Origin of the sequence: Chitinophaga qingshengii, from assembly GCF_014529935.1 — a bacterium.
Classification (GTDB): domain Bacteria; phylum Bacteroidota; class Bacteroidia; order Chitinophagales; family Chitinophagaceae; genus Chitinophaga; species Chitinophaga qingshengii.
Genome location: NZ_JACVFC010000001.1, coordinates 3,679,002 through 3,704,797 on the forward strand (window position 1 = coordinate 3,679,002; position 25,796 = coordinate 3,704,797).

Below are 25,796 nucleotides of genomic sequence, written 5' to 3' on the forward strand. Positions count from 1 at the left end.
GTTTAAAGGTTGATGGTAATACCGGCATTATACACGCGCATAATAGGGTAGGGCTGCCATCCCCAGCGGTCTGCGGTATTGGATTCCGGATCTACGCCCAGGTCTTTCAGATTATCCCAGCTCACCAGGTTCATACCGTTCACGAATACACGCGCACTTTTCAACTTGATTCTTTTTACCCATTCATGCGGCATGCGATAACCTATTTCTACGTTTTTCAACTTGATATAATCCGTTTTCCGGATCCAGTAGGTAGAAGAAATGAAGTTGTTGGCCATATTGCTCTCTGCCAGGTGCAATGCCGGGAAGGTAGCCTTGTCGGCGGTTTCCGGAGTCCAGCGGCCTTCGTGTATGGGCCGGTAGCTTTCGCGGTAATTGTATACCAGCTGTGCAGAATACATCTGGCGGCCGCCGGTAGCGCCCTGGAACAGCACGCTCACATCCAGTCCTTTGTAGTCTACGCCCAGGGTAATACCGAAATAGCCGGTAGGTACGTTGAGCATCGGCAACATCACCCGGTCAGCTTCATTAATGATGCCATTACCATCAATATCCTTGTATTTGATATCTCCGGGAATCAGGGGAGCAAAGGTCTGCTGAGGACTTTTGGCAATTTCTTCTTTGCTCTGGAAAAGCCCTTCTGCTATGTATCCCAGGCCATATCCGATAGGATTTCCCACCTGGCTTTGATAGGCATAGGCCAGTTTGGGTTCGTCCATTTCCAGTATTTTATTTTTCACATACTGATAGTTGGCCTTTGCAAAAATGCCCACCTGGTTGATAGCGGTGTTCACATTCAGCTCCACTTCCACACCTTTATTTACTACACGGCCCAGGTTACGGTTCAGCGCTGCGGTAATACCCAGGTAAGCTGGTATCGATCCTGCCTGTGTGAGGATATCGCTGCGTAGTTCCCGGAACAGGTCCACGTTCAATTTCAGTTTGTCTTTCAAAAAGCCGGTTTCCACGCCAAGATCCGTCTTGGACGCCTTTTCCCAGGTGATAGCGGTATTACCGATCCTGTTCTCCACATAACCGCCTACGCCAGAGGCCACATTACCAAACGTGAAGCCGTCTGCCTTGGCGAAGTCTGAAATATAAAGCCAGCGGCCATTGCCCACCTGATCATTACCTACATAGCCGTGAGAGAAACGCAGTTTCAGGTAACTGAGCGCTGAATGGGTGGGCATAAAGTTTTCATTGCTCACCATCCAGGCTGCTGATACGGCAGGGAAGAAACCATATCGGCGGCCGGGAGGGAAATTCTCCGAGCCATTGTAACCGGCGTTGAATTCGAGATAGTATTTTTTGTCGTAGTTGTAGGTTAAACGACCCACGTAACCTTCGTATACCCTGGGCAGATCACCGGATTGAGAGCGGTAGTTCCGGTTAAACAGCAACAGGCCTCCCAGCGAGTGTTTGGCGAAATCGCGGTCATACATCAGTTTCAGATCGTAGTAATAATAACGTTCACCGGAAGAATAACCGGAACGTTGTAAGCTGGTGGCTGTGCGATGCTGGGTATAAATACCGCCGCCAGTACCGGGTATCGACTTATAACGGTAGGAGTCGAAGTCCTGATCAAACGCCACATTAATGGTACCATAGTTCTCGAAAGTAAAAAGCCCTTTTACTTTCAGGCCGGGTGTAATGAAATCCAGCTTGCGGGTGAGCGCCACACTACCATTTGTACTGTGCCAGTAGGCATCCAGGTAACCTTTCTGGGTAAGCAGGCCATAGGGGTTGTAGAAATCTTCCCGCATATTACCGGAGGCGATACTGCCATCCGGATTCTTTACCGGTGTGAGATTGTTGGTCATCTGCGACAATACCACCCACAGAAACTCGTCATCAGCCCTATCGGCGGAAGGGCTGGTACGGTTTTCCAGGCGGGAAGCCAGGTCTACCTGCAGGTCGGTGTTTTTGTCCAGCGTGATGTCCACATTAGAGCGGAAGTTAAAGCGGTCATACTTGTATTTGACCCCATAAATATTATCATCTGCATGTTTATAAACCGGTTCCTGGCGTAGGTAAGAGCCTGAAACAAAATAGCGTACATACTTAGAGCCACCGCCAATGTTGACATTCAGGGTTTTTTGAGGAGAAAGGTCCCGGATTAATTCGTTGTACCAGTCGGTATTGGGATAGTCGTAGGGTTTGAGACCGGTGCGGAAATATTCCAGCTGCTGATCGGTCCATACAGGTTGCATGCCGTCATTTTTAGCTGCTTCATTTTGCAGGAGGCCGGAGCGATAGGAATCCAGGAAACGGGGAAAAGCTGTCGGCTGCTGTAGCGCATATTGCCCGTTGACTTGAATATTGGGAGGACCGTTTTGTCCACGTTTAGTAGTCACCAACACGATGCCGTTGGCACCCTGGATACCGTATAATGCCGTAGAGGAAGCGTCTTTCAGGATAGACACAGATTCTATCTCGTTGGGGTCCAACTGTCCCAAATTCGCATCGCCACGGGGCAGACCATCAATCACGATTAACGGGTTGGTAGCGCCGGTAGTATTGATACCCCGGATAAACAGCTGGGAGTTATCAGAACCCGGGCGGCCGGAACGTTGTGCGGTGATCAAACCCGGCAAACGGCCAGCCAGCGCGTTCGTCAGGTTCGCTACCGGGCTTTGTTTCAGCTCTTTTGTCTGAATGCTGCTCACCGCTCCGGTAATGCTCTGACGTACCTGTTTCTGGCCGTAACCCAGCACCACTACTTCATTCAGCCCGGCATCAGCAGATTTGAGCGTAATAGTATTCAACTGTGATCTTCCGTTGATCGGCACTTCCTGTGAGGCATAACCCACATAGGAAATGACCAACACGCCATTTCCCGGCGCGTTGATGGAGAAGTCCCCGTGTTCGTCGGTAGAAGTACCGCGGCTGGTGCCTTTCACCTGTATGTTCACCCCAATCAGCTCTACATTATTGTCTCCCATGACTTTACCTTTCACGACGATGTCCTGGCGCCTTTCCGCCGGGGAAATCACCACCAGGTTATCTTCCAGGATGCGGTAGGTGTAGGATTGTTTCAGTACGCCGTCCAGGATGACCGGCAGTGTAACATTGTCAAAATTCACGTCTACCTTGTCCGTAGCCGGAAACGTCTTAAAGTTGTAGAGAAAGCGATAACTACTCCGGGTTTCGATCCATTCGAGCAGCCGGCGCATTTCCATCTGTTTGCTGTTGATGGAAAAGCGGGTTTGTGAATAGACTTCCGCTCGCAGTTGCAGCACAAAAGCAGTCATCAATATCAGGCAAAGCTTCATACACAATAGTGTTTTTCTCAATAAAGACCGGGGAATGGCTGGTTGTGGACACAGCTTTTTTTTCATACATTTGGTTTGAATGTTAGACAATTTGAAACACATAGCTTTCCCGCACGGAAAATGTTGTTTCTCTCCATGTTTGACAGTAAAGGGGAGTGTAGCCGCACTTCCCTTTTTTTATTGACGTATAGGGGGCACTGTTAGCCCGGCAGTGGAATAGTAGTGGATATTAGCATTGTTCTGTTCTTTTTGGTTGATTATTTATAAATGATGACGGTATCTCCTTTGATTTTGTAGTTAAAGTCGGCGGTCAATTGCAGGGCTTTCAGTGCGCGGGTAATGTCTTCCCGGCGGAAAGAGCCGTTAAACCGGTTACTGTTAAGCGATGCATTTTTTATAATGATTGTTTTATCAAACCACCTTTCCATAATCTTCGCCAGCTCGAAAAATGATTTATCGTGGAACTCTATTTTGTCTTTTTGCCAGTCAGTCTCCGCTGTATTATCTTCTTCAATAACTCGTACATCTGCCACAAATTCGCCCCAGTCTGTTCCTTCAGCCGCTTGCTGGCCTGATTTACGGGTGAGCGTCAGTTTCTGCAAGGGCGCCAGCTGCATCGATTTCTCCGGCTGGCGGTTCAGGCTTACCGCCACCTTGCCCTGTAATAATGAGGTTTCCAGCGATCCGCCGGCATAAGCCTTCAGGTTGAACCGGGTACCCAGCACCTTTACGGTAATGTCTTTGGTATGGATAATAAAAGGGGAGTGGTCATTAGCCGCTACGTCAAAGAAGCCTTCGCCTTCCAGGTACACGTCCCGTTTACCGTTTTTCATGCCAGGGCTATATTTCAACGTGCTGTTAACATTGAGCGACACCAGGGTACCATCCGGCAGCGTCACTTTCAGATGCTGGTCTGCCAATGCGTGTACTTCCTCCATCCGGGGCGCACGCAACACCCATACCAGCAGGCTGCCGGCCAGCAATACCAGCACCGCAGCAGCGGCTTTCCACCAACCCAGGCGCCTTCTCACCGGCGCTACCCATTCCTGCTCTTCCTGTAATTGTTGCACCATACGGTCATAGAACTCCGGCATCTCAGCGGGCTCTTCGGCCGCCAGCCGGGATTCGTAAGTCTCATACCAGGATTCCAGCTGCTGCCGTTCCTCCGCTGTACAGTCGCCTTTCAGATATTTATCCAACAGCTGGATCAGCTGCTGATCGGTTGATTCTGGTCGCATGCCTATATAAGACACATAACTTTTTACCCACCCTACCCCCTCTTTTTTCTTTTTTAGGAAGATATTACTAACTTTTGCCTCTGAATGACCGCGTATTCCATCTTACCAGACCAAGAGCTCATAGCCCTGCTGGCCCGCGATGATAACAATGCCTTCCAGACATTGTACGATCGCCATGCCCGTGCGCTGTACCTGGCCGCTTTTAAAAAGCTGCCCGTGCCTCATTTGCTGGAAGATTTGCTACAGGAAGTATTCCTTAACCTGTACCGGAAACGCAGTAGCCTCGGCACGATTACTAATCTGCGGGCCTACCTTCACAGCGCCCTGCGCAACCGCATTCTCAACGAGCTACGCAACACGCTCATTCATGAACAACACCATCAGCAGCTGATCATCCCTGAAAGTACAGAAGCACCGTGTAATTACGACCTTCAGTTATTGGAAAAACGTTTCGGCGAAGCACTGGACAGACTGACCTCCCGCAGTCGCGAGATCTTCCTGCTCAGCAGGAGAGAGGAGCTGTCGTATAAGGAAATAGCAGATCGTTTAGGCATTTCCGTGAAAGCCGTGGAAAAGCATATGGGGAAGGCGTTGCAGGTAATGCGGAGTGAGTTTAAGGATTATGGAGTGATGGCGGTGGTGTGTATGGCGGTAGCGGAGCGGTGGATGTAAATAGAATGAGACTATTACATAAAGTGTATCAGTAAAAAGTTTTTTACCTTTAAACTGACAATATGGAAAAGCAAAATTTTGATTTTGAAGCCTTCAAGAAGCAAGGGGCGAGCCGTTTGAAGAACGGAGATACGCTTTTAGGAAGACACCCTTATGAAGCTCTTATTCCTTGTCCAGGGGAATATATGTGCCAAATGGAATAAACCCGTTCACAATTGGAATCAGACATTGGCCCAATTATCTATTATCTTTAGTGAGCGATTAAAACTTAATCTTTAATCACCCTAACACACTTTTTGTAATACTACCAAGAAACCTGTAACCCTTTAAAAAACGCTTTTGCTTTTTCTATTTTCTGTGGGAAGAGCTCTTTCCCTTGCAGACGCTCAGCTACATCATTAAGGAGTTTTTTGGTTCGCAACTCCTTAACTGTTCTAGTTTTTATTCTGATAATGGAAGACGATTTTGCCATAAAATCAAAATTAACTCATATTATTTTATATACCAAAACGGCATTATACCTCTTCCCGACTACATAATTCTCCACCCGTGTTTTGCCATTCACAGCAGCCACACCACCCATAAAAACATATTTATCAAAGAGTAACGAATAATTTTTATCTATAAATCCTTGATAGATAGAAATTCTCCTATCTACCTTTTTACATTTATCAATACAGTTCTTATGGCAAGTCAAAATACAATTCTCTAAATAATCAGGACTACTATCACTTCCCTGCACAAATAACAATCCATTGGGAATATGGTTAAAAAAGATGGAAACAGTATGTAAAACAGTATTAAAAACCTTATACACATCGCCGTTATTACTGACTCCTATATCGCAGATTTCCTCTGTAATGGGATTATAATTTCCAAATCCCAGGTTGTAAACAGGTTTGTCAAGAAAATAATAATCCAGATACGAATATTCGATAGCCTTTATCACTTTTTGGGTACCAACACTTTCAAAATAAAACTTTACCTTCTGGGCATTATTTCCTATATCTGTATTTATGTCAGTGTCGATTTTTATATCATAAAAATCTGTTGAACTCATTCCTGCTTAATTCAAAACCAGTAATAAACAAACGTTAACACTAACTGAGCTTATATTATAATAGCCCGGTTTCACTCCCATAAACAACTATCCTATCAACAAATGGTATAAGGCCAACAAAATTCATTCAAAATAAAAAGGCCTCCAGCATCACACTGAAGGCCTTTTCATATAAATACATCCATTAAGCGCGTGTCTTCTTCAACTTCACCTCCACCTTCTCTCCGGGCTTATCTATCGTCACCACTTTCTTCACAGTAGCGCCGGCGCCTACACTATAATTCCGGCTCACCGTATTAGCGGAAGTACCCTGAAACATACCGTTGATATAATGGTCTGTATACCCCACTACTTCACTTTGACTATAGCCATGAGAAAAATTAAATTCGGTATACAGCAGGTATTCTCCCGGCATCAGGTTTACAAATTCAAAGTGCCCGGCATCATCGTATACGGTAGTACTTTTAATACATTGGGCGGCATCGTCTGAAAGGGCGATTCCTTCCCGGCCTTTTTTCCGCTGGTCTTCATTGACTTTAATCCATTCTTTAAAGTAATCGTTGTAAGGTATCAGGATGACTTGTGTACCACGACTGGCCACCTGTTTGGCTTTTATATTCACCACCTGTAATTTGTTGCGCTCATCGAAATCACGGGCAAATACCTGACCGGTGATGACAGCATCACCGCCTTGTACCATTTGCAGGGTCTTTGTTTTATCGAAAGGCGCTTTGATAGAGTTGAAGTCTGTTTCCATATCTATCATTTTCACCTCCTGACCATTGGCGAACATATCTGTCCTCCAGAGGCGGCGGGTCTTTTTATCGATAAGAGAGATCATCCTGTCATTGGTAGAAGGCTCTACGACGGTTACTTCCCATACGTCATGTTTACCGGTGAATTTGCTGACATAAACGTTGCTCTTCACTTCTGTTACGAGGGCCTTTTTCACATTGTCAGTATTGGTAGGTTTGTATTCGTACACGGAAAAATCGGTCTTATAACCGGTAGTGAGTGGCAGGAGCGACAAAATAAAAGGATAGGTATAACTGTCAACGAAGGACCTGTTGCCGGCTTCTTTGATTTGTTTTTTCTCACCTGTTTTTTTGTCGATGTGATATCCGGTGATATCAGAGCCGAAGTTCACCACCAGGTCTTTCATGGTGTTATGAGAGGCAAGATAGATCGGTTTGAAGGTATTGAGATCTGATACGGCAGTGTCTTTCCACGGCTCCAGTCCGATGATAGCAGTGGTAGTAGTAAGGGAAAGCCTGTTACCGTCGGTATTAACACCAATGGTAAAGGTGCCGATGGGTAATTCCTTGCCTTCATGCTGGGCAAAACAAGCTAAGGTTTGTTGACCGTTCTGCAGCAGCTTCGGGTCGAATTTACCTTGAGCCAGGACTTTTCCTGTTATGATCGCCAGCAATGCAGCGGCTATGGGTATGAGTTTACGAAATGGAGATTGCATAGTGCGGATGGTTTAACTAACCTTGCAAAATTAGGTGTTCGGCTGCACAACAAAAAAGCGCGCAGCCCAAATAGTTGAAAACCTTATGGGTTTAAAGGTACTCTGAACATGGGCAATGCTGTTTTATCTGACCATGCAAACTAGGTTTTTCAATAAACAGGACCTATACCGGGAAACCAGTAAATATAATTCCAATAGCCCCCGACACAATGATTGTAAATTGTATGCAAATGAAAAAGGCTCCCAACGCATCCGCGCTGAAAGCCTTTAGTGTAGTGTGCTCCCACCAGGGCATGATCCTGGGACCCCCTGATTATGAGTCAGGTGCTCTAACCAACTGAGCTATAGGAGCCGTTCCGAAGAACTAAAATTCCCCTTTTTCAAGGGACGGCAAAGTTAATTATTTCCCGGAATTATCCTAAATTTTTTTTATCCGTGCCCACGTATACGCCTATACTTAAAAAAACTGCTTTCTTTGTATACTATGAAAGGCATTAAAAACATCATCTTCGACCTGGGAGGTGTCATCCTCAATATAGATCATCAATTGACCCGCGAGGCTTTCACGGCCCTGGGGGTGGAGCATTTTGAGCAGCTGTATAATCAGTTCAAGGGTTCCCGGCTGTTCGACAACCTGGAAACGGGGCATATTACGCCGGAAGCGTTCCTGGCGGAAATGAAAAAACACGTGGCGGAAGGGGTGACGGACGAGCAGATCATCGCTGCCTGGAATGCTATGTTGCTGGATTTCCCGTTACAGCGTTTACAGTTGCTGCAGCAGCTGCGGCAGCATTATGGCCTGTACCTGTTGAGTAATACCAATGCGATCCACCTGGAAACGTTCAATAAGATATTGCAGGAAAGCCGGGGTATCCCGTCGCTGTCGGTGTTTTTCGACAAGGCGTATTATTCCCATTTGATGGGCTACCGCAAGCCTGACAAGGAATCTTATCTGATGGTGCTGGAGGAGAACGGGCTGAAAGCGGAGGAAACGTTGTTTATTGATGACACATTGCCCAATATAGAAGGAGCGAAGATAGTGGGGCTGCAAACGCTGCATTTACAGGCGCCCAAAACGATACTGGATATTTTCAGGCCGCAGAACGGCTGATTATAAAAAATAAAAAAGGCCGCGATGGCGGCCTTTTTTTTATTTGATTTCTTCAAAGTCGATGTAGTCATCCTTACGCGGCTTCGGTCCCTGATGCTGGGACGAGCCGGGCGGTGTATATCCTCGTTGGGCAGCCTGCTGGTCTTCGTACTGTTGCCGCATGTGCTGCTGGATGTCACTCATCTGTTTACGAACCGCCTTGGTGGACCTGTAAACCGGTATGATAAAGTCAAATACCAGCTTATACAGCAGCCACGCAAAAAACACGTATAGTATAAGTTTCAACATAGTGCGACAAAGGTAGCAGATTATCTTTCCGTTAACCGGATAACCCGCTGATTTTAAGGTTTCTTTAACGTTGCCGGCGCTACAATCCCAGCAGGGCAGCGCTCGTCAGCGCTTCCTTTTTATTGTACTCCCAGGTAAGTTTACGGTGATTGATAGCGTCGATGATGGTGCCGATGGCACAAAAGCCGAGGGTCACGAAATAGAGAATGCCCATGCCGATCTGGCCGAGCAGGAAACGTTGCACACCCGCGGTGCCTATCAGTCCGATCAGGCTGCAGATGAGTATTACCTGCGGATCTTTCCGCCGGGACTGGTACAGCGCCAGAAAACGTTGTTTGTTTTCGGAGTTGTAGCCTTTGGTTAATTCCTGCAACCACATCATTTCTTCAGGTTCGATGCCGGGTAACATGGCAAATGAAAAATCAGACATAACGATTATTTATAATTTTAATTCTAATCGGGCGAGTTGAATGATACGATACATTAATATAAGGACGGCGACCGGCGACAGCCAGTGATGCTGTATGGCCTCCTGCCAGTGGCCGTGCAGCAGAAAATGGATACCGTGGCCTAACCCGCAACCCGGGCAAAACGGGATACCCGCTTGTTTAAACAGGCACAGGGAAGATTGGCCGGCAGCCGGGTCCAGCAAAAATAAACACAGCAGACCTGCCGGCCAGGCCAGCAATTCCAGGTTTACTTTGCGGAAAAAGGCAAATATCATTAAAAAAAATTAAATATGTTGTTCTGATGGGGCTGCTTCGCGGTATCAATTCCCTTCAAGTTAAAGAATTTGTTTTTCAATCAAAATAATTTGTAGATTTGCATCAGGAAAAATGATTCAAACGAAGGGGACGAGAGAACGTCCCCTTCTCGTTTTTTGTATGGCAAACGAACAAGTGATAAAAGCTATCCGGGAATTAGCAGAAGGACTGCTTGCAAATGATCCCGACAATTTTTTGGTAGAAATCAGGATAAAACCCACCAATAACGTAAAACTCTTTATAGATGGGGATAAAGGGATACCGGTAGACAAGCTGGTGTCGTTTAACCGTAAACTCTACGCACTGCTGGAAACCAGCGAGCTCTTTCCCGACAACGATTTCTCCCTGGAAGTTTCGTCCCCCGGGCTGGATGAGCCCCTGAAACTGCACAGACAGTACCTGAAAAATATTGGCCGCAAAGTGGAAGTCACTCTCCTTGACGGTGCAGTGAAAGAAGGTACATTGCTGGAGGTTACGGATGACTCCATCACCATTGAGGAAACTATCGGCAAAAAGAAAGAAACCAAACAAACGGCATTAAAACTAAATGAAATAAAGCACACCAAAGTGTGCATCGTGTTTTAAAACATAATAAATAAACATGGCTAGTATTAACCTGATTGAGTCATTCACCGAGTTTAAGGAGGCGGAAAACATTGACCGCCCTACGTTGATGAAGGTATTGGAAGATGTGTTCAAAACACTGCTGCGGAAAAAGTATGGCTCAGATGAGAACTTTGATGTGATCGTAAATACAGAGAAAGGTGACCTTGAAATATTACGCCGCCGCACTATCGTGTCTGACGGTGAAGTGGAAGATGATAATACACAAATCGCCTACACGGAAGCCATTAAAATTGAACCGGACTACCAGATAGGGGAAGAACTGTACGAAGAAGTGGAAATCCTCGACTTCGGCCGCAGAGCCATCCTCGCCGCTAAACAAACCCTTTCCGCCCGTATCGGCGACCTGAAAAAGAACATCCTGGTTAAGAAATATGCCGATAAAGCCGGCGAAATTGTTACCGGGGAAGTATACCAGGTTTGGAAAAAAGAAGTTTTATTGCTTGATGATGAAGGGAATGAGTTAATTTTGCCCAAATCGGAACAAATCCCGACAGATTATTTCAAAAAAGGAGAAAATGTAAGAGCGGTAGTAAAGAAAGTGGAAATGAAGAACAACGCACCACTCATCATTCTTTCCCGTACACATCCATCCTTCCTGGCTAAATTGCTGGAAATTGAAGTACCTGAGATATTTGACGGCCTGATTGTGATCAAGAAAATCGTCCGCGAACCCGGCGAAAGAGCCAAAGTGGCTGTTGAGTCCTACGACGACCGTATCGACCCGGTAGGCGCCTGCGTTGGTATGAAAGGCAGCCGCATCCACGGTATCGTGCGTGAGCTCAGAAACGAAAATATCGATATCATTAACTATACTACCAACATACAGCTGTTGATTCAGCGCTCCCTCACACCCGCCCGAATCAGCCGCATGGAAGTAGATGGCGAAAATAAATACGCTTCCGTTTACCTCAACCCTGACCAGGTATCACTGGCCATCGGTAAAAAAGGCGTTAACATCAAACTCGCCTGTGAACTGACAGGCTACGAAATTGATGTCTTCCGCGATGAAGCCCAGGAACAGGCTGAATTTGATATCGATCTGGAAGAATTCTCTGATGAAATCGAAGAATGGATCATTGACGAACTGAAAAGAATAGGTTGTGACACTGCCCGCAGCGTATTAGAGCTGACCACTGAAGAACTGGTTCGCCGTTCGGATCTGGAAGAAGAGACAGTGCAGGATGTAAGAAGAATATTACAGGAAGAGTTTGACAAAGAATAAAGCCCAACCAGAAACCTTCCCAGGTAAAGGGCTTATTAGAAAGGGAATTGATTTTTTCGAGTTATTGTTTAAACGTAAAAAAACATCCCATTTGGAAGAAATGGGAAACAGGGGAGGCCCGAAATACGATATGCCTGAAACAACAAACAACACACCACGATTGCTGGCTGCAGCCAAGGAGTTTAATATTGGTAAGGAAACTCTCATCGATTTCCTTAGCAATAAAGGCTTTGATATGGACGGCTTTGGATCTCCCAATGCCCGTCTGACGGCTGTCATGTACTCAGCCCTGCAGTCGGAATTCCAACAGGACAAGGCTAACAAACGCAAAAGCGATCAGATAGCCCTGCCCAAAGGAAGCGTGTTAGAAACAAAGATGAAGAAGGAGAAAGAGGAAGCAGAGGCTGCGGCAAAAAAGAACCTGAAAGATAAAGATGAGGCTGCACCCGTAGCGGAAGCTCCCAAAGCTGAACAAGCCCCCGAACCTAAACAGGAACCTGTAAAGGAAATACCTAAAAAGGAACCTCAGGCGGCCACTCCGGCTCAACCTACCCCTCCTCCGGTAAAAGAAAAAGAGGAAGCCAAGCCTAAACAAGAACCTCCGGCTGTTACAGCTCCCCCTGTTGCGGAAGTTCCTAAAGCTCCGGCTACCCCGGCTGAACCGGAAGTGGTAAAAACAGAATCTCCTAAGATTAATGGCCCGAAAGTCATCACCACGATCGACCTCGACGCCCTTAACCGTAATAAAAAACCAGCTGCCAAAAAAGAGCAGGAAGAAAAACCAGCTCCACAACAACCCGCAGCTACCGCTCCTAAAGAGGAAAAACCACAACCAGTGGCTACCCCTCCTGTAGCGGTTAAACCGGAACCAAAACCGGAACCAGCCGCGCCGGCTACACCTCCTCCTGCCGCTAAACAGGAAGACGTGGAAAAATCAGCACCAAAAGCGGAAAAGGTAGAAAATACCCCTCCGCCTGCAGAGAAAGTAGCGCAAACAGACAAAACCGATACGACAGCAAAAACGGAAAAAGCCGCACCGGTTGAAGATAAACCTGTAGTTAACAAAGTGGAAGAAGTATTACAAGAGGCAAAACCGGCTGCAATTAAACCGGCTAACATTCCTGTTAAACAGCCCGTAAAGGAAGAACAACGCAACACTCCGCCTGCACCCCCCGCTGCTGATAACACCACGCCTCCCCAGGACGAGCCGACCGTGATCAGTAACATCCAGGCCGAAAAATTGACCGGCCCTAAAGTAATCGGGAAAATCGAACTGCCCGTGCAGTCCGACAGACGCGATAACAATAAAGGCAACTTCAACCGCGATGAAAAACGTAAACGTAAACGTATCATCGTAGAGAAGAAACCGGAACCCATCCAGCCGAAAGACTTCAAAGAAGGCGGTCAGCAAGGTGGTACCGGCAACAGACCCCATCACGAAAATCGCCCGCATCACGATAACCGTGGCGGCGACAACCGCGGCGGTAACCGTAACCAACACCAGGGCCAGGGCGGACAAGGTCAAGGCCAGGGCAACCGACAAGGTGGCCAGGGCGGTAACTTCAACAGAGGTCAGGGTGGTCAACAAGGCGGCGGCTTCAACAGAGGCCAGGGCACACAAGGTCAAGGCCAGGGCAACCGACAAGGCGGCCAGGGCGGCAACTTCAACAGAGGCCAAGGTCAGGGCCAGGGCGGTAACAGACCCGGCTTCAACAGACCCGGTCAAGGCGGTAACTTCCGTCCCGGACAACGCGGCGGAGAAGATAAACGCACTGCTGAAGAAAAGGAAATCGATAAAAACGAAATCCAGAATAAAATCAAGGAAACCATGGCCAAACTCGGTGGCGGCGGTCGCGGTAAAAACGTGAAAGCCAAACACCGTAGGGAAAAACGCGAGGAAAGAGCCAGCCAGAAAGCCAGAGAGGGCGCTGAAGACAACAAACTCCAGGTAACGGAATTCGTTTCTGTAAGCGAACTGGCCAACCTCATGGACGTGAGCTTCGCTGAAGTGATCTCCAAATGTATGGGCCTCGGTATCATGGTATCCATCAACCAACGCCTCGATGCGGAAGTAATCGAACTGGTAGCCGGCGAATTCGGCTACGAAGTGGAATTCATCGGCCTCGATGCTGCGGAAGACTCCGAAGAAGAAGAAGACATCGACGCACCGGAAGATCTGATGCCCCGCGCTCCGATCGTTACCATCATGGGTCACGTTGACCATGGTAAAACATCGTTGCTCGACTATATCCGTAGTGCCAATGTGGTCGCTGGTGAAGCCGGTGGTATCACCCAGCACATCGGTGCCTACCAGGTAACGACTGCCAACGGTAAAAAAATTACCTTCCTCGATACACCGGGCCACGAAGCGTTTACCGCGATGCGTGCCCGTGGTGCCAAAGCTGCAGATATCGCGGTAATCGTGGTAGCTGCCGACGACGCCATCATGCCGCAAACAAGGGAAGCAATCTCTCACTCTCAGGCTGCCGGCCTGCCTATGGTCTTCGCTATCAATAAAATAGATAAAGACGGCGCCAACCCTGAGAAAATTAAAGAACAACTGGCCCAACTCAACCTCCTCGTGGAAGATTGGGGCGGTAAATACCAAAGCCAGGAAATATCCGCTAAAAGCGGCCTCAATATCGATATCCTGCTGGAAAAAATCCTGCTGGAAGCGGAACTGCTCGACCTGAAAGCTAACCCGGACCGCGAAGGCTCCGGAAGCATCGTGGAAGCATCGCTCGATAAAGGCCGTGGCTACGTTGCCTCCCTGCTGGTACAAAATGGTACCCTCCGTCAGGGCGATACCATCGTATCCGGCTCCTTCTATGGTAAAATCAAAGCCATGTTCAACGAACGCGGCCAACGTATGGAAGAAGCAGGACCGTCAATGCCGGTACAGGTACTCGGCCTCAACGGTGCGCCACAGGCTGGTGAGAAATTCAAAATGTATGAAGACGAATCTGAAGCTAAAGAAACGGCTAACCGTAGAGCCCAGATCGTCCGCGAACAAGGTATCCGTACCAAAAAACATATCACCCTCGATGAAATCGGCCGTAGGCTGGCGCTGGGTAACTTTAAACAGCTCAACCTCATCATCAAGGCCGACTTCGACGGCTCTGTGGAAGCATTGAGCGACTCCCTCCAGAAACTGTCTACCGAAGAAATCGTAATCAGTATCGTACACAAAGCCGTTGGTCAGATCACCGAATCCGACGTATTGCTCGCTACTGCCTCCGATGCCATCATCCTCGGTTTCCAGGTGCGCCCTTCTTCCCAGGCTGCCAAGCTCGCGGAAAAGGAAAACATCGAAATCCGCAACTACTCCATCATCTACGATGCGATCGACGAGATCAAAAGCGCGATGGAAGGGATGCTGGAACCCAAAATCGAGAAAAAAGTGGTGTGCAACGTACAAGTACGCGAAACCTACAAATTCGACAAGGTTACCGTGGCCGGCTGTTTCGTACTCGATGGCAAGCTGACCAGAAACACCCGCATCAACGTAGTACGCGATGGTATCGTAGTCCATACCGGCGAGCTCGCCTCCCTCAAACGTTATAAAGATGACGTGAAGGAAGTAGCTTCCAACATGGAGTGCGGCCTTAGTATCCGCGGCTACAGCGACTTGAGACCTGATGATATCATCGAAGGTTTCGAAGAGGTGGAAGTAAAAAGAACACTCTAATCCCGCTCCCCGGCCCCTCCGGCCGGGAGCGTATAAAAAAAGCTGTCAGAAATGGAGATACCCTCAATATCCCCGCTTTTTGACAGCTTTTTCTTTTCATTTATCCCAGCCAACGGAGCAAAAACAAAGGCTTATCTAAACTTTTGTTAAATCCGTCGATATTAAATACAGTCCTGATCTTTAATTGGTTATTTTTGGATTTTACCGCTATAATATGAAGAAACTTTTGGCTTTATCTGCAGGGGCTTTGCTGTTATGGCAGGCTGCTGCCGCTCAGCATAAACTCGTGGCAGACAAGATTATCGGCGTAGTAGGGGATAAGATTATCCTCAAATCCGATATGGATGGCGCCCTGGCTGACCAGGCCCGCAACTCCCCTGACGGCTCCGTCAGCCCACAGGCTACCTGCACCACCATGGAAATGCTGATCTCCCAAAAGGTGATGGTACTCCAGGCAGAAAGGGACAGCTTACCCGTTTCTGATGGAGACGTGGAAGCGCAAATGGAAAACCGTATCCGCTACTTCGAACAGCTCTACGGCTCCAAAGAAAAAATGAAAGAAATTACCGGCTACTCCGTATACCAGCTCCGCGAACGTTTCCGGACCCCTATCAAGGAAGGACTGCTCGCACAAGCCATGCGGAATAAAGTGGTGGAGTCCGTAAAGGTTACACCCTCCGAAGTAAAACGTTACTTCGACGCCATCCCGAAAGATAGCCTCCATTTCTATGAGTCCGAACTGGAAATAGGACAACTCGTCCTCATCCCAAAGGCCACCCGCGAAATGGATAACTACGCTATAGAACGCCTCCAGGACTTCAAAAAACGGGTACTCAACAAGGAATCCGACTTCGGCTCCCTCGCCATCCTGTATTCTGAAGATCCCGGCGTAAAGGAAAATAAAGGCATCTACACCATGAACCGCAGCGATAAACAGTGGGACGCGGACTTCATGGCAGCCGCTTTCCGTCTGAAAGAAGGTGAAATATCTTCCCCGGTAAAATCACAGTTCGGTTACCACCTCATCCAAATGATCAAACGTTCGGGCGATAACGTAACCGTTCAGCATATCCTGCTGAAAGCCGCGGTGACCAAGTCCGACCTGGCCGGCGCTACAACGAAACTGGACTCTATCAGAAACCTGATCGTGAATAACAAACTCACCTTCTCCGAAGCAGTAACCAAATACAGCGACGCCCAGTCCGCCAAATTCGATGCGGGCATGATCCAGTCTAAAACCGGCGAAGGTACCCTGCTCACCATCGACCAGCTCGACGATCCCTCCGAAAGAGATATCGTACTGATGCTCGATACCCTGAAACCAGGCCAAATCTCCGCCCCGGTTCCGTTTACAGACGATAACGGCCGCGCAGGTGTCAGAATCGTATACCTGAAAACACGCACCCAGCCACACCGCGAAAACCTGACCGACGACTATTCCCGCATCCAGCAACGGACGCTCGATATCAAAAGGGCAGAAGCGATCAATAAATGGCTCATCGAAAAGATTCCTACTTTCTACGTACACGTAGATGATGAATATAAAAACTGCTCCCATATCAGCCAGTGGATGGCCGCATTAGCCAAACAGTAACGCTGAAGGACAGGATTTAAACTGATTTCCCTGATGGGCGAAGATAGAAGCGAATAAAAGCTGCTTTCTTCGCCCATCTTCTTTTTACAGATGTTGCTTGCCTTTTGCCGCTTTATAGATAGATGCCTGCCTTTACGCCCTTTTCGGAAGATGCCGGCCTTTGTTGGCGCCTCCCCGGACTGGTCTCCTCACCGTTCAACACGCACAATTCGTTATTGGTAAATTTTTGGCGTAACTTTGCGACTTCAAATTTCAGCGATGAGTGATGCGATCAAACATGAATGCGGCCTGGCATTCATCAGATTAAGAAAACCGTTCTCTTATTACCAGCAAAAATATGGAACCGTATTCTATGGGCTCAACAAACTGTACCTGCTCATGGAAAAACAACACAACAGAGGCCAGGATGGCGCTGGTGTGGCTACGGTAAAGCTCAACACAGCTCCCGGTGTTCCTTTTATGCACAGGATTCGCAGCGCCGCCCCTCAGGCTATCGGCGATGTCTTCAGCAAAATCCGGGAAGAAATCCAGGAAATCGAAAAATATCAGCCCGAAATCACCAAATATCCCGGTCTCCTGAAAGGACATATCCGGTTTCTGGGTGAAACCCTGATGGGTCACATCCGTTACGCTACCCAGGGTAAAAACAATGTGGAACTCTGCCACCCCTTTGTACGCTACAACACCATCCCCGCCCGTAACCTCGCTATGGCGGGCAATTTTAACCTGGTAAATGCCGATGAACTCTTCAAGTTCGTTCAGGTAAACCCAGGCGAAACACACAAAAACTCCGACCTCGCTGCCATGCTGGAAACCGTTCACCACTTCCTCGCCAAGGAAGATGAAGAACGCCGCAACGGCCTCGATGTTAAAAATATCCTGCAACAGGCTTTCTCCTTGTTCGACGGTGGCTACCACGCCTGCGGCCTCATCGGCACCGGCGATTCCTTTGTGATCCGCGACCCGCACGGCATTCGCCCGTCTTATTACTACGTGAACGACGACGTGATCGTGGCCGCCTCCGAAAGAGCCGCCATCCGCACCACTTTCAACGTAGGCGAAAATGAAGTGCTGGAACTGATGCCCGGTAACGCCCTCATCGTAAAAGAAAGCGGCGAATACAGCATCGAACAGATCCTGGAACCCAAAGAACGCAAAGCCTGCTCTTTTGAAAGGATCTACTTCTCCCGCGGTAACGACGAAAAAATTTACAAGGAACGTTCCGCCCTCGGTCGTAACCTGTCCGCTACCGTACTCAAGGCAATCGATAACGACCTGAGAAATACCATCTTCTCTTTCATCCCCAACACTGCGGAAGTGGCCTTCTACGGCATGCTGAAAGGACTGGAAGACTATCTCAATAAAATCAAAATAGAAAGAATCCTCTCCTGGGGCAATGACTTCGATGAGGAGAAACTCTCGGAAATGGTCAACCGCCGTATCCGTATCGATAAAATAGCTATCAAAGACGTGAAAATGCGCACCTTCATTACGGAAGATTCCAGCCGTAATGAAATGGTACAACACGTGTACGATATCACCTACGGTACGGTAAGGCCCGGCATCGACTCCCTCGTAGTCATCGACGACTCTATCGTTCGCGGTACTACCCTCCGCGAAAGTATCGTGAAAATGCTCGACCGCCTCGGTCCCAAACGCATCATCGTGGTGTCTTCTGCTCCGCAGATCCGCTACCCCGACTGCTACGGTATCGATATGAGCAAAATGGGCGATTTTGTAGCCTTCCAGGCCGCCATCGCCCTGCTGAAAGACCATGGCAAGGAACATATCCTCCAGGAAGCCTATGGCCTCTGCAAGGAACTGCAACGCACCAATACCCTCCACGCTCAAAACGTGGTGAAAAATATCTATAAACCATTTACCCCGGAACAGATCTCCGCTAAAATCGCGGAAATCCTCACCCCGGAAGGGATCGGCGCTAAACTGGAAGTCATCTACCAGTCTATCGAAAGTCTCCACGACGCCTGCCCTAACAACCTGGGCGACTGGTACTTCACCGGTGATTATCCTACCCCCGGCGGAAACCGCGTGGTAAACAAAGCCTTCATGAACTTCATGGAAGGCAAAAATGAAAGAGGCTACTAAAACAAGACGCCCGTCATCATAAAAAAAGCGAAGATCAATCACCTGATCTTCGCTTTTTTAATGGTATCGGCCCATGTTAATTTTCTCTTAAATCCACGCTCACCGGCAGGCTTTATTCGCCCAACACATTAACTTCCTGTAAATTCTTTATTTTCGTTCCGGTAAATCACCGTTTTCAAGCCCATGAAAACACTCTTACTCATCCGTCATGCAAAATCCAGCTGGAACAATCCGGACATGGATGATTTTGACAGGCCGCTCAACAAGCGCGGAAAACAAAATGCGCCGGAAATGGCCCAACGCCTGGTATCCAGGGGAATGGTCCCGGAGCTGATTATCGCCAGCCCTGCCAAACGTGCCCGTACTACCGCCAAAATCATGGCTGAAGAATGGCACTATCCCAAACAAGCCATCCTCCTCGAAGAAGAACTTTATCTCTGTTATGCCTCCACTTTCCTCAAGGTAATCACCCGGATAGACGACGACTTCAACGCAGTAGCCATTTTTGCCCATAATCCCGGCATCACCGATTTTGCCAACTACCTCACCGAAGAAATCCGTATCGATAACGTGCCTACTACCGGCATTTTCGCCATACAAGCCGATACCGACAGCTGGAAAGACTTCGATCTGGCCCGCAAAAAATTCCTCTTCTTCGATTATCCCCGCAATAATTAACCTTTCACAATCTTGTTGTAAGAGGTACTGATACCTTTGATCAAAGATGAACTGAAGCCCTGGTGCTCCATTTCGTTCAAACCGGCAATGGTACATCCTTTCGGTGTGGTTACCTTGTCGATCTCTTCTTCCGGATGACGGTTCTCACGGATCAGCAGCTCTGCGGCCCCTTTTACGGTTTGTGCAGCGATCAGGCTGGCTGTACGAACATCAAAGCCTATTTCAATACCGCCCTGAATATTGGCCCGGATAAAACGCAGCGCAAAGGCAATGCCACAGGCCCCCAGCACCGTGGCGGCATCCATCAGTTTTTCATCGATGCTCACCGTGGCGCCCAGCTGGTCAAACATGGTTTTTACATACCGCAGCTGTTCTTCACTGGCATTGGCAGCGCAAATGCAGGTAATAGATTCCTGAATGGCGATGGCGGTATTGGGCATAGCCCGCACCAGCGGCATTTCCGGCACGATATGCGACAAGTCAGCGATGCTGACGCCGGTCACCACGCTGATTAAAATGTGTTTTGCCGGGTCAAATTCCGCTTTCAGCTGTTGCAGCACCTCGCGCACATTGTAGGGCTTCAGCGCCACCACAATCACTTCCGATTGCCGGATCGCTTTGGCATTATCCGTTTCTATCTGCACCCCGGCGGCTTTCAGCTCGCTGAGCGTACTGGTATTACGTTTCGTAATGGTAATTTCTGCCGGTTGGGAAAAACCGCTTTTCACCAATCCCTGTGCGATCGCTGAACCCAAATTTCCCCCACCTATAATGGCTATTTTTTTGGCTGACATAAAATTTATTTTTATCGATAAAAATCCTACGGAAGGTATAACAATTGCGGCATTGATGCAAACCGCGCGTATTCGTTATATTGCAGCAATGCAGGCAACACACAAGGCTGGCGCTTTTTTCGCGAGGATAAAAGAAGCGCATCACACAACCAACCCGGAAGACAAAATCCGCCAGTACCGGCAGATACTGGAAACCTTGTTCCGTGACCTTACGAGCGATGAAACCAGGTCTTTTGGAAACCTGTTTGCGCGTATGCAGTTTTATTTTGATAAACAGGTGGTCCCTGCAGAAATAAGGCAACCACTATCTGCGCTACGCCTGCTCACCAGCAAATCTACCAGTGGTATGTTTCCTTTGCAGGCGGAAGAACATCTCTACTGCATCAAGGCTCTCACGGAAACCGTCGCCTGGACCTACCAGGCCGCCATACCGGAAGACCTTGCGCTGTTGTTCCGTCATACCGGCAGTAATTATCTCTCACTGTCCTACCAGCACCATCCGGCTGATATACCATTGCTGAAATGTATGGTCACCGAAACCAGCCCGCTCGTGCTGAACGACAAAGGCTGCCATACTTTTACCATCACCGCTAAAAACGATGAACAGGGTACTTTCCGGCTAACGCCCGATCAGCTGGACGATCTCACGGTAGTAACCCTGTATCCCTTGCTGCGCCCGTATGATACCATCCTGGTACACCATTGCCGGCAGGGCGATCATTCACATCATTATACTACCTCTTCCGAAAGCCAGATCATCCTGGAACCGGACCTGCTCATCGATATCAGCGACCTGGCGGAATGTTTTACCCATAAAGGCGCCCACCACCTGCTGTACCTCGTCCGGAAACTGACGCCGCATGAGGCCTCACCAGCGGCTTTTAAGGGAAACCTGGTCAACGCCCTGCTCGATGAAATGCTGCGCAACGGCGAAGTAGACGTGAAAACATCCTTCGTGGAAGCCGTAGCGGAAAACGCCTTGCAAGCCGCGGCCTATGGACGCGAAAAACTAAATGAAATGTTCCGCGACATCCGGGACACACATTGGGGTAATCTTCATGCCACCGTCCGCGACCTGCGCGATAAACCGGTGCAAATAGAGCCCACCTTTTTCTCTGCCCGCTACGGCCTGCAGGGAAGGCTGGACCTCCTGGCCGAAGACAGCCAGGACCCGCACCGTAAGGAAATATTTGAATTGAAAAGCGGCAAAGCGCCCGACTTCAATACCTGGCGAAATCATGAAATGCAGGTAGTAGGATACAACCTGCTGCTGCGTTCTACCTTCGGCCGGCAGCGCAAAGGCAGTTCCGCTATTTTGTATTCTGCCGCTGCGGCTGATCCGCTCCGGAACGTCAGCAGCACGTACCGTACGGAAAACGAGCTGATGTTGCTGCGCAACCAGGTGGTGGCCATGTTATTAAGGCTGGCAGGAGAGGAGTACGGAGTACTATCCGCGATCACCTCCACCGCTGCTACCGGTCTGCCCCCTTTCAGCGCCGCTCATTTTGCAGCTTTCGAGAAGGCCTGGTACAGCGCCACCCCGGAGGCGAAAGCCTATTATCAACAGTACCTCTCCTTTGTGCTGCGGGAGTATCTGCAGGCCAAATGCGGCATGTATTCCGAAGTGGACCGGGAAGAAGACGCCGACGGGTTTTCGGCACTCTGGCTGCAAAGCGAGGAGGAAAAAGCAGCCCGGTTTAATATTATCCCCGGTTTACGTTTCCGGGAATTTGATCATGTCAGCAGCACCGTACTTTTTGATATAGCCGGTCCCGTTAGCCATAACTTCCGGGCAGGCGATACGGCTATTATCTACCCCCGCACCGGCACGGGGTTACAGCCATTGCAGCAGCAACTGCTTAAAGGCCGCATCGACGACCTGGGGAAAGATACGCTGACTTTCTCGCTCAATAACCGCCAGATGACGCTGGAATTTTTCCGGCAGTTTGAAGAGTGGGTGATTGAGCATGATATTTATGAATCCAATTACTGGATGGCAGCTTCGGCCTTGTTCCATGTGCTGTCGCCGGTACATACACAGCGTGTGCGCCTGTTACTGGGACTGGAAGCGCCCCGTTGGCATCCCTTACCATTTCCGGCGCCGGCCATGTTTAATCCTAACCAGGAAAAAATTGTGCAGCGGGCCCTGGAAGCGCAGGACTACTACCTGTTACAAGGTCCTCCGGGTACCGGTAAAACTTCTTCGTTGCTCACTACGATTGTAGGAGAAATGGTGAAACAACAGCGTCATGTAGTGATTGTAGCCTTCACCAATAAGGCGGTAGATGAAATCTGTAGCCGGCTGGAATCCCGGCAGATAGGCCATTTGCGCCTGGGTGGCCGCAATACCGCACCCACGCAGCAGCTGCGGCAGCTATGCCTGAATGGCTCCCTGGACGATGCCCGTAACTATGTTACCGGTCACCGTGTTTTTGTGGCCACCGTAGCCACCATGGCTACGCGGCTGGAACAGTTAATGATGATGGGCATTCCCACCGATACGCTGATCGTGGATGAAGCATCGCAGCTTACAGAACCGCAGCTGTTGGGGTTATTGATGCCTTTCCGCAAATTTATCCTGATTGGCGATCAGAACCAGCTGCCGCCGGTGGTTACCCAGGAAGCGGCTTTCTGCCGGGTGAAAAACCCGCTGCTAAAGGAACTGGGCGTACACGACCTGCGGTCTTCCGTCTTTGAAAGACTGATGCAGCGCTGTAAACGACAGCAGTGGGAGCATGCCTGGGGTATGCTGAACACCCATTTCCGGATGCACGAAAGCATTGCCAGCCTGGTGAATCATTATTATGCCGGTCAACTGGAAACGGGCGGCGAGCAACAACGGGCCGGTTTTGATGCCGGTGCTTGTCCGGATATCATGCCCTGGCGGCACATACTGTCCCTTGGACGGAAAGTGTTTATTCCCAGTCCTTATGAGGCCACTTCCAAGATGAACCAGACGGAAGCCGAAAGAGTAGTATCGCTGCTGCAATACCTCAAAGCACAGTATGGCCCCTCCTTTACCAGGGACACGGTAGGGGTAGTTACGCCATGGCGCACCCAAATCAGCCTGATAAGGGAGTTACTGGCTGGCGACAAAGCCCTGCAGCAGGTGAATATAGACACGGTGGAGCGTTTCCAGGGGTCCGAAAACGACATCATTATCGTATCCCTGGCTGTTTATCACGCCGCGCAGGTAGACACCCTGCAATGCCTGGGTAGTTTCAGGTGGGATGAAGCAGATATAGAAGTAGACCGTAAGTTGTTGGTAACGTTATCGCGCGCACGAAAACAGGTGGTCCTGCTGGGCTATGAACCGGCTTTGAGCCGGAGCCCGCACTACCGGAAGGTACTGGGTGAGATGGTCAGGGGCAGCCTGTAAAACAGCTAAATCGAAAAAGTAACCTAACAACTATGGCCATACGTAAAGCATGGCCATAGTCAGACAACATCATATATGATCATTCCTGGCAAACCAGGCATTAATCCAGTGTTACATGTGCCCAGTTCTCACCACTTTTGATACGGTACAGCTGCATTTCGCTGATGTCAAACTGTTCCGCAATCTGTTTCATGGTTTTTTTACCGGGTTTGCTCAGTAAGCGTTTGATGCTCTTTACCTTGGTCACGTTCAGCTTCAGGCCTTTGAGGCGGTTACGCTGCTTTTCTTTGTAGGCCAGTTTCGCCGGGCTGTTCTGCTGATGCTCTTCCATCTCCTCTTTGGTAGCCCATTTGAGGTTGCTGGCCTTATTGTTTTTCTTGTCATAGTCCAGGTGGATCACATAACGGTGGCCACGTCCTGGTCTTTTGTTGAAAAGCTTGGCCACTTCCCGGTGCAGGTAGAGTGACTGGTAACTGTCTGCCGGTTTTACATTCAAAACCGTATAGCCTTCCACGGTAGAACCCGTGAGCAGCTTACCATCTTCGGTACTTTCATGATAACTGATCACTCTCCCCATGTTTGATACCGCGTATCTTTTACGCAGGGCAGATTTGTTTTTAATCTGTAAGTCTTTCCAGACTTCATTTCTCAGATTTTTAATTGTGGTCATGTGAAAGTAATTTATAATTTTTGTTTTGATGGGGTTAGTCGTTTAGACGTAAACGTTACAACCAGCCATTTCATTATCAGCCGGTAGAAAATTCTGTTCAGCTTGCGGGGGAGAAGTCCTTTCGAAAATGTGGTCCTTGTACTGTGAAACAATCGCGTCTAATACGTCTTCTATTTCAGCTAATGTTTTGTAAGTTACTAATTGTTGCCTGAATTCTTTAATGTGGGGCAGCCCTTTGAGGTAGTTTGCGTAGTGGCGGCGCATTTCCAGAATTCCTACAACATCGCCTTTCCAGGACACGGACTGGTGGAGGTGTTTTTTACAAACTTCTACTCTTTCCAAAACAGTTGGAGGCGGCAAATGTTCGCCGGTCTTCATAAAATGCTTGATCTCCCGGAATATCCAGGGATAGCCGATGGCGGCACGACCTATCATGACCCCATCTACGCCAAACTTTTGCCGGGCAGCTATTGTTTGTTCCGGCGTACATATGTCACCGTTACCAAAAATCGGAATTTTGATACGGGGGTTATTCTTTACTTTCCCTATCAGCGTCCAGTCCGCATGGCCCTTATACAGCTGGGTACGGGTACGCCCATGAATCGTGAGCGCCTGTATCCCCACATCCTGCAAGCGTTCTGCTACCTCTTCAATGTTTTTGGTATTATCGTCCCATCCCAGGCGGGTTTTCACGGTAACCGGCAGTTTGGTGGCTTTTACCACCGCTTCGGTCAGTCTCACCATTTTAGGGATGTCTTTTAAAATACCGGCCCCGGCGCCTTTACACACGACCTTCTTTACCGGGCAACCAAAATTGATGTCCAGCAAATCGGGGTTGGTAGTCTCCACTATTTGGGCGGCCATGGCCATCGGCTCTTCATCTCCGCCGAATATCTGGATCCCTACCGGTCTTTCATAAGGGAAAATATCCAGTTTCATCCGGCTTTTGATGGCATCACGGATAAGCCCCTCCGAAGAAATAAACTCGGTATACATCAGGTCTGCTCCGTTGTCCTTACATACCGCACGGAAAGGCGGATCGCTCACATCTTCCATGGGAGCCAGCAACAGGGGAAATTCACCCAGTTCTATGTTTCCTATCTTCACCATAAGTTAAATACCGCAGCGCCAGGCTGTAGTTATTATTTTTATACTTTATATT

Annotated in this window: 21 protein-coding genes, 1 tRNA gene and 1 pseudogene; 11 read left to right on the forward strand and 12 right to left on the reverse strand. The window is 48.7% G+C overall.

The features are described 5' to 3' along the window. Window positions 1-2: 2 nt before the first annotated feature. Window positions 3-3,338: a SusC/RagA family TonB-linked outer membrane protein gene (locus ICL07_RS14350; RefSeq protein ID WP_188088579.1), complete on the reverse strand. Its 3,336-nt coding sequence runs from the start codon at window positions 3,336-3,338 to the stop codon at window positions 3-5. 191 nt (window positions 3,339-3,529) lie between these two features. Beyond that, a complete protein-coding gene (locus ICL07_RS14355; RefSeq protein WP_188088580.1) occupies window positions 3,530-4,510 on the reverse strand; it encodes a FecR family protein in 981 nt (326 codons plus the stop codon). An 84-nt stretch (window positions 4,511-4,594) separates the two neighbouring features. On the opposite strand from ICL07_RS14355, the gene ICL07_RS14360 reads away from it, so the two are divergent. From ICL07_RS14360 to ICL07_RS32805, 3 genes and pseudogenes are all read left to right on the forward strand, one after another. Next, a complete protein-coding gene (locus tag ICL07_RS14360; RefSeq protein ID WP_188088581.1) occupies window positions 4,595-5,182 on the forward strand; it encodes a sigma-70 family RNA polymerase sigma factor in 588 nt (195 codons plus the stop codon). A 62-nt stretch (window positions 5,183-5,244) separates the two neighbouring features. After that, window positions 5,245-5,385, forward strand: a complete 141-nt coding sequence (locus ICL07_RS14365) for a hypothetical protein (protein WP_188088582.1) — start codon at window positions 5,245-5,247, stop codon at window positions 5,383-5,385. After that, window positions 5,324-5,461, forward strand: a pseudogene (locus ICL07_RS32805) (IS256 family transposase); the annotation flags it as partial. The gene ICL07_RS14365 and the pseudogene ICL07_RS32805, both read left to right, overlap by 62 nt. Before the next feature lie 25 nt (window positions 5,462-5,486). Here the strand turns inward: ICL07_RS32805 and ICL07_RS14370 are convergent. The 4 genes from ICL07_RS14370 to ICL07_RS14385 all read right to left on the reverse strand — a co-directional run bounded on the left by ICL07_RS14370 (window position 5,487) and on the right by ICL07_RS14385 (window position 8,065). Next, complete coding sequence (locus tag ICL07_RS14370; RefSeq protein WP_188088583.1) at window positions 5,487-5,654, reverse strand: hypothetical protein; 168 nt, start codon at window positions 5,652-5,654, stop codon at window positions 5,487-5,489. Between the two features lie 15 nt (window positions 5,655-5,669). Continuing rightward, the gene (locus tag ICL07_RS14375; RefSeq protein WP_188088584.1) at window positions 5,670-6,242 is read right to left on the reverse strand and encodes a DUF6934 family protein; all 573 of its coding nucleotides are present in this window, start codon (window positions 6,240-6,242) and stop codon (window positions 5,670-5,672) included. A gap of 184 nt (window positions 6,243-6,426) precedes the next feature. Next, a complete protein-coding gene (locus tag ICL07_RS14380; protein ID WP_188088585.1) occupies window positions 6,427-7,713 on the reverse strand; it encodes a DUF3108 domain-containing protein in 1,287 nt (428 codons plus the stop codon). A 278-nt stretch (window positions 7,714-7,991) separates the two neighbouring features. Beyond that, window positions 7,992-8,065, reverse strand: a tRNA-Ile gene (locus tag ICL07_RS14385). A gap of 132 nt (window positions 8,066-8,197) precedes the next feature. On the opposite strand from ICL07_RS14385, the gene ICL07_RS14390 reads away from it, so the two are divergent. Continuing rightward, the gene (locus ICL07_RS14390) at window positions 8,198-8,824 is read left to right on the forward strand and encodes an HAD family hydrolase (RefSeq protein WP_188088586.1); all 627 of its coding nucleotides are present in this window, start codon (window positions 8,198-8,200) and stop codon (window positions 8,822-8,824) included. A 39-nt stretch (window positions 8,825-8,863) separates the two neighbouring features. Here the strand turns inward: ICL07_RS14390 and ICL07_RS14395 are convergent, their stop codons facing one another. The 3 genes from ICL07_RS14395 to ICL07_RS14405 all read right to left on the reverse strand — a co-directional run bounded on the left by ICL07_RS14395 (window position 8,864) and on the right by ICL07_RS14405 (window position 9,836). Beyond that, window positions 8,864-9,112, reverse strand: a complete 249-nt coding sequence (locus tag ICL07_RS14395; RefSeq protein WP_188088587.1) for a hypothetical protein — start codon at window positions 9,110-9,112, stop codon at window positions 8,864-8,866. A gap of 79 nt (window positions 9,113-9,191) precedes the next feature. Continuing rightward, window positions 9,192-9,542 carry a TM2 domain-containing protein gene (locus tag ICL07_RS14400; protein ID WP_188088588.1) on the reverse strand — a complete coding sequence of 117 codons (351 nt, stop codon included), beginning with the start codon at window positions 9,540-9,542 and terminating at the stop codon, window positions 9,192-9,194. A gap of 9 nt (window positions 9,543-9,551) precedes the next feature. Further along, complete coding sequence (locus ICL07_RS14405; RefSeq protein ID WP_188088589.1) at window positions 9,552-9,836, reverse strand: DUF2752 domain-containing protein; 285 nt, start codon at window positions 9,834-9,836, stop codon at window positions 9,552-9,554. 160 nt (window positions 9,837-9,996) lie between these two features. Between ICL07_RS14405 and ICL07_RS14410 the strand changes: the two genes are divergently transcribed. From ICL07_RS14410 to ICL07_RS14435, 6 genes are all read left to right on the forward strand, one after another. Next, window positions 9,997-10,461 (forward strand): ribosome maturation factor RimP, encoded by a 465-nt coding sequence (locus ICL07_RS14410; RefSeq protein ID WP_246485025.1) that lies wholly within the window; start codon window positions 9,997-9,999, stop codon window positions 10,459-10,461. 16 nt (window positions 10,462-10,477) lie between these two features. After that, window positions 10,478-11,725, forward strand: a complete 1,248-nt coding sequence (nusA, locus tag ICL07_RS14415) for a transcription termination factor NusA (protein ID WP_188088591.1) — start codon at window positions 10,478-10,480, stop codon at window positions 11,723-11,725. A gap of 100 nt (window positions 11,726-11,825) precedes the next feature. Next, a complete protein-coding gene (infB, locus tag ICL07_RS14420; protein WP_246485064.1) occupies window positions 11,826-15,413 on the forward strand; it encodes a translation initiation factor IF-2 in 3,588 nt (1,195 codons plus the stop codon). Between the two features lie 214 nt (window positions 15,414-15,627). Further along, a complete protein-coding gene (locus ICL07_RS14425) occupies window positions 15,628-17,007 on the forward strand; it encodes a peptidylprolyl isomerase (RefSeq protein ID WP_188088592.1) in 1,380 nt (459 codons plus the stop codon). Between the two features lie 258 nt (window positions 17,008-17,265). Then, on the forward strand, window positions 17,266-19,113 hold the full coding sequence (locus tag ICL07_RS14430; RefSeq protein WP_188088593.1) for an amidophosphoribosyltransferase: 1,848 nt from the start codon (window positions 17,266-17,268) through the stop codon (window positions 19,111-19,113). 183 nt (window positions 19,114-19,296) lie between these two features. Then, entirely contained in the window at window positions 19,297-19,791 is a 495-nt protein-coding gene (locus ICL07_RS14435) for a SixA phosphatase family protein (protein ID WP_188088594.1), read from the forward strand. Here ICL07_RS14435 and proC read toward each other — a convergent pair. Beyond that, a complete protein-coding gene (proC, locus tag ICL07_RS14440; RefSeq protein ID WP_188088595.1) occupies window positions 19,788-20,585 on the reverse strand; it encodes a pyrroline-5-carboxylate reductase in 798 nt (265 codons plus the stop codon). The genes ICL07_RS14435 and proC overlap by 4 nt on opposite strands. Before the next feature lie 88 nt (window positions 20,586-20,673). Between proC and ICL07_RS14445 the strand changes: the two genes are divergently transcribed. After that, window positions 20,674-23,964, forward strand: a complete 3,291-nt coding sequence (locus ICL07_RS14445) for a DEAD/DEAH box helicase (RefSeq protein ID WP_188088596.1) — start codon at window positions 20,674-20,676, stop codon at window positions 23,962-23,964. A 100-nt stretch (window positions 23,965-24,064) separates the two neighbouring features. Here the strand turns inward: ICL07_RS14445 and ICL07_RS14450 are convergent, their stop codons facing one another. After that, entirely contained in the window at window positions 24,065-24,634 is a 570-nt protein-coding gene (locus tag ICL07_RS14450; RefSeq protein WP_188088597.1) for an NUMOD4 domain-containing protein, read from the reverse strand. A 42-nt stretch (window positions 24,635-24,676) separates the two neighbouring features. Further along, window positions 24,677-25,744, reverse strand: coding sequence for a tRNA dihydrouridine synthase DusB (dusB, locus tag ICL07_RS14455; protein WP_188088598.1), 1,068 nt, complete (start codon window positions 25,742-25,744; stop codon window positions 24,677-24,679). Window positions 25,745-25,796: the final 52 nt, after the last annotated feature.